At 73.0% G+C, this 5352-nt stretch carries 3 protein-coding genes and 1 pseudogene; 1 reads left to right on the forward strand and 3 read right to left on the reverse strand.

The window, feature by feature from the left end; translation table 11 throughout:
• The 3 genes and pseudogenes from A612_RS14545 to mutM all read right to left on the reverse strand — a co-directional run.
• Window positions 1–493: pseudogene (locus tag A612_RS14545) on the reverse strand (A/G-specific adenine glycosylase); the annotation flags it as partial.
• On the reverse strand, window positions 490–2490 hold the full coding sequence (locus A612_RS14550) for a dynamin family protein (protein ID WP_019375176.1): 2001 nt from the start codon (window positions 2488–2490) through the stop codon (window positions 490–492). The gene A612_RS14550 and the pseudogene A612_RS14545, both read right to left, overlap by 4 nt.
• A 116-nt stretch (window positions 2491–2606) precedes the next feature.
• Window positions 2607–3425 (reverse strand): bifunctional DNA-formamidopyrimidine glycosylase/DNA-(apurinic or apyrimidinic site) lyase, encoded by an 819-nt coding sequence (mutM, locus tag A612_RS14555; protein ID WP_019375177.1) that lies wholly within the window; start codon window positions 3423–3425, stop codon window positions 2607–2609.
• A 59-nt stretch (window positions 3426–3484) separates the two neighbouring features.
• Between mutM and A612_RS14560 the strand changes: the two genes are divergently transcribed.
• Window positions 3485–5275 (forward strand): tetratricopeptide repeat protein, encoded by a 1791-nt coding sequence (locus A612_RS14560; RefSeq protein ID WP_019375178.1) that lies wholly within the window; start codon window positions 3485–3487, stop codon window positions 5273–5275.
• Window positions 5276–5352: the final 77 nt, after the last annotated feature.

Genomic DNA, 5352 nt, shown 5'->3' on the forward strand with positions numbered 1-5352 from the left:
CAGCCGCTGCCGCCAGATCCTCGCGAAAGCCCAGCACCCGCGTGAGCACGCGCCGCACGTTGGCATCCAGGATCGGCACACGCTCGGCAAAGCAGAAGGCCGCGATGGCGCCCGCCGTCGAGCGGCCGATCCCAGGCAGCTGCTGCAGCTGCGCGGCGCTGCGCGGGAACTGGCCGCCGTGCTGCGCCACCACCTGCTGCGCGCAGCGGTGCAGGTTGCGTGCCCGGCTGTAGTAGCCCAGTCCGCTCCACAGCCCCAGGACCTCGTCCAGCGGCGCCGCAGCGAGCGCCTGCACGGTGGGGAAACGCTCCAGGAAGCGCGCGTAGTACGGCAGGACGGTCGCGACCTGGGTCTGCTGCAGCATGATCTCCGACAGCCAGACCCGGTACGGATCGCGCGTGCCCTGCCAGGGCAGGTGGTTGCGGCCATGCGCGCGCTGCCAGCGCACGATGCGCCCGGCAACTTCCTCGCCCGCGCCGCCGCGCGCGTTCACGCCGACAACGGGGCCGGCTCGGTGGCCACGTACTGCGGCGCCCGTCCCTCCACGGCGTGCGCCTCGCCGCCGTCCTCCAGAGGCCCGGTCAGCTCGGCCACCAGGGCAGCGAGCCGCAGCTGCAGCTGCGCGAGTTCCTGCTCCGCCTCTTCGATTTCACCGATCCGGTCCACCAGGCCCTCGGCCGCCTGCTGGATGCGGCTGACCGCGTCGATGCGCCGCGTGAAGCTGCGCTTGCGCTCGCGCAGCTGCGCGTCCAGCTGGGAGGTGGCGCCCTTGCTCCACAGCTCCAGCTCGTTGGCCGCCGCCTCGAACACGGCGCGCACGCGCAGGCCCAGGGCGCGCAGCAGCCGGCGCGTGAACTCCGGCTGCGTGAGCCGCAGCGTGTTGCCCATGCCGACATATTGCAGGTGGCGCTGCTCGATGGCGGTGATCTCGCGCACGAAGGCGCCCAGCTCGGGCGCCGCCGGCGTCTGCAGCGAGAAGCCGAACTCGGCATTGAGCTGGCGGAAGGTGCCGCCGAGCATGGCCTGGATCTCGATGCCGGTGGCCTGCGCTGCCTCGACGATGCCGCGCAGGCGCGCGAAGGTGTCGGCATAGACCTTGCGCACGCCCAGCTTCAGCCCCGCGGGCTGCAGCGCCTCGGTGAGCGCCGCCAGCTCGGCCTTGAGCGAGCGCGGCCCCAGCTGCTGGAACAGCTCGCGCAGCATCTTCAGGTGCACCGCGCGCACCGCCTGGATCTTCGAGGCGCTGGCCTCGAATTCGCGTTGTTCCACCTCGATGCGCGTGCGCATGGCGCCGATCACCGAGGCGTTCTTGCCGCGCAGGCTGCGCAGCTCCAGCATCTGGTCGTCCAGGTCGCGGCGGCGGATGTTGATGGCGCGCAGCACCTGCTCCTGCAGCGCCGCGACGCCGGCGGCCACGGTGGCGCGCAGGATCGCCTGGCGGCGCCCGACGATGCCCTCGGCCAGCGCGTCCTCCAGCTGCGGCAGCCCGCTGGCCTCCAGCAGCGCATCGTCGCACTGGATCTTTGCCACCAGCCCCTTGTGCGCCGACACCGGAACCACCTGCGCGAGCGGCATGCCGAGCATCTCCGCGCAGGTCTGGCGCTGGCGCTCGAGCTGCGCCTGCACCTGCGTGGGCGAGGCCAGCGTGTCCCAGAGCGTGTCGATCTTGTTGAGCACCACCAGGCGCGCATCCCGCGTGCCCTCCTGCACCTCGCCCAGATGCTCGCGCCAGATCGCCAGGTCCGAGCGGGTCACGCCCGTGTCGGCCCCCAGGATGAACACCACGGCATGCGCCTGCGGGATCAGGTTGATCGTCAGCTCCGGCTCGGCGCCCACCGCGTTCAGCCCGGGCGTGTCCAGGATCACCAGCCCCTGGCGCAGCAGCGGGTGCGGGATGTTGATCAGGGCGTGGCGCCACTGCGGCACCTCGACCAGACCGGCGGCATCGGGCATCGGGTTGTCGTCGCTTGCCTCGTCGTGCCAGAAGCCCAGCGCGCGCGCCTCGTCGATGGTCACGCGCCGCACCTCGGAGACCTTGGCGAGGGCCGCCGCCAGCTGCTCCGGGTCCTGCATGTCCAGCAGCACCTCGGTCCAGCCGTCGGCGCGCATGCGCCACTCGGCCAGCCCGGGCGACTGCAGCCGGGTGTCGATGGGCAGCAGGCGCAGGCTGGGGGCGCTGTCCGGCTCGTAGCCCAGCTCGGTCGGGCACATGGTCGTGCGTCCGGCGCTGGCGGGCATGATGCGCCGGCCGTATTCGGCGAAGAAGATGGCGTTGATCAGCTCCGACTTGCCGCGCGAGAACTCGGCGACGAAGGCGACCACCACCTTGTCGCGCCGCACCTGCTCCTCCAGCAGCTGCATGCGCTCCTGCGCCGCGGCATCCAGCAGCTCGTGCGTGCCCAGCCACCGGCCCAGCTCTGCAAGCTTGTGCGCGAAGCCCCGCCGCCAGGCGCCGTGCTGGTCAAACTGTTCGTTGAAGGATGGTCCCACTGTGCATGTCCGAAAATGACAGGGGCGCGCCGCGCCAGCAGGCCGCCCCTCGCGGTGCCCGCCCGCGCGCCCGATGGGCGGATACTAGCACCGGCCCCTTTGCCGGGACCACCGCCCTAGGAGCGCTGGCAGCGCGGACAATAAAAGCTGCTGCGCTGGCCCTGGCGCAGCAGGCGGATCGGCGTTGCGCACACGCGACAGGGCTCTTCCGCCCGGCCATAGACGCGCGCCTCCAGCTGGAAGTGCCCGGCATTGCCATCCACCCCGGAGAAGTCGCGCAGGGTGGAGCCGCCGCGCTCCACCGCGCGCCCCAGCACCTCGACGATGGCGGCATGCAGCCGCCGCGCCCGCACCGGCCCGATGGCCGCGGCCGGCGTGGTCGGGCGGATCCCGGCAAGGAACAGTGCCTCGCTGGCGTAGATGTTGCCGACCCCCACCACCAGCCGCCCGCCCAGCAGCAATTGCTTCACCGGCAGCCGGCTGGCGCGCAGCCCCGCATGGAAGGCCTCGACATCGAAGGCCTCGGGGTCCAGCGGCTCCACGCCGAGCCGCCCGAGCAGCTTGCGGGCCCGCGGATCGTCCTCCCCGGCGGCCCACACCACGGCGCCGAAGCGGCGCGGATCGTGCAGGCGCAGCGTGCCGCGCTCGGTGTGCAGGTCGAAGTGGTCGTGCGCTCCGGGCTCGCCCAGCCCATGCGCAAAGCGCAGGCTGCCGGACATCCCGAGGTGCACCAGCAGCAGCCCGTCCTCCAGATCCAAGAGCAGGTACTTGCCGCGCCGACGCACCGCCAGCACGCGCTGGCCGCGCAACCCCTCGGGCGCGCAGCCCAGGGGCCAGCGCAGCGGCTTGCCCATGCGCACGCCCTCGATGCGCGCCCCGGCGATGGCCTGCGCGAAACCGCGGCGCGTGACTTCGACTTCGGGCAGTTCAGGCATGGCGTATGGGGCGCTGTGGGAGGCAGAAAGGGGCGGCGGCCTTCGATTATTATGGGCCGATGCTGCAGATCTCTCGTCTCCGCGCCCTCGCGTTGGCATGCGTGCTGGCGGCCGGCGCAGCGCCCCCCCTGTGGGCGCAACAGCCCGCCGCTCCCGGGGACGCCCTGCCGCCCGCCCCGCCCGAGGCCGAGGACAGCGACCCGCCGCTGTCCGACCAGGACACGGCGCTGACCGCCGAGCTGTTCTACGAGCTGCTGCTCAGCGAGATGAGCGCGCGCAGCGGTGACGCCGCCTCCGGCTATGCGCTGATGCTCGACGCGGCGCGGCGCAGCCGGGATCCACGGCTGTACCGGCGTGCCGCGGAGATGGCCCTGCAGTCGCGCTCGGCGGAATCGGCGCTGCTGGCGATCCGCGCCTGGTCCGACGCCTACCCGGACTCGCGCGACGCCAACCGCTACCTGCTGTATGTGCTGGTCACGCTCAACCGCCCCAACGAGAGCGCCGAGCCGCTGGTGCGCGAGCTGGCGGCGGCCCAGGGCCGCGAGAAGCTCTCCACCGTGCGCGCGCTGCCGCAGCTCTATGCGCGCGTGAGCAACAAGGCGGCGGCGGCGCGTATCGTCGAGGCCGCCCTGCAGCCCGAACTCAGCCATCCGGCCGTCGGGCCGGCCGCCTGGACCACCATCGGGCGCATGTACCTTGCGGCCGGCGACCGCGCACGCGCCCTGGAGGCGGCGCGGCACGCCCTGGAGCTCGACCACACCGAGGACGGCGCCGCCATGCTGGCGCTCGCGCTGCTCGAGGGCGGTGTGGGCGAGGCCGAGGCCCTGCTCGGGCCTTACCTCGCGGACACGCCGATGCCCGAGGTGCGCATGGCCTATGCCCGCATACTGCTGGAGTCGCAGCGGCTGGCCGACGCCCAGGTGCAGGTGGACGCGATCACCCGCGAGCGCCCGGACGCCTCCGAGGCCTGGCTGATCCAGGGCTCGCTGCGGCTGCAGGCGGGCGACCTGGACGGCGCCGACGCGGCCCTGGAGGAATTCATCCGGCAGCTGGAAGGCGCCCCCCCCAGCGAGGCGCGCGAGCGTGCCTTCACGCAGGCCTGGCTGCTGCGCTCGCGCGTGGCGGAAAAGCGCGGCGACTACGCCAAGGCCGAGGAATGGCTGCAGCGCATCGACAGCTCGGCCGACCCGCTGGCTGCGCAGGCCCGGCGCGCTGCGCTGCTGGCGCGCCAGGGCAAGCTCACGCAGGGCCGCGCCCTGATCCGCGCGACACCGACGCGCAACGCCCAGGAAGAGCGCCTCAAGCTCCAGGCCGAGGCGCAGCTGCTGCGCGAGGCGGGCGAGTACCAGGAGGCCTACGAGCTCCAGGCCAAGGCCGCCGCCCAGGCCCCGCAGGACAACGACATCGCCTACGACCTGGCGATGCTGGCCGAGCGGGTCGGGCGCTTCCAGGAGGCAGAGCGGCTGCTGCGCGCCATCATCGAGCGCAAGGCCGACCACCACCATGCGCTGAACGCGCTGGGCTACCTGCTGGCCGACCGCGGCGAGCGGCTGCTGGAGGCCCGCAGGCTGATCGCGCGCGCCCTGGAGCTGGCCCCGGGAGACCCGTTCATCACCGACAGCCTGGGCTGGGTGGAATTCCGCCTGGGCAACCGCGAGCGGGCGCTGGAGCTGCTGCAGCAGGCCTTCAGGACACAACCGGATGCCGAGATCGCCGCCCATCTGGGCGAGGTGCACTGGGCACTCGGCCAGCGCGAGCAGGCGCTGGAGGTGTGGCGCGAAGGCCTGAGGATCAACGAGCGCAACGACGTGCTGCAGCAGACCCTCAGGCGCCTGGGGGCCCGGCCTTGAGCGGGACCACGCGCCGCGCGGCGCTGGGCTGGCTCGCCGGCGGCGGCCTGGTGCTGGCGGCGGGCTGCGCGCAGCCG

Origin of the sequence: Melaminivora alkalimesophila (assembly GCF_000282995.1) — a bacterium.
GTDB classification, from domain to species: Bacteria; Pseudomonadota; Gammaproteobacteria; order Burkholderiales; family Burkholderiaceae_C; genus Melaminivora; species Melaminivora alkalimesophila.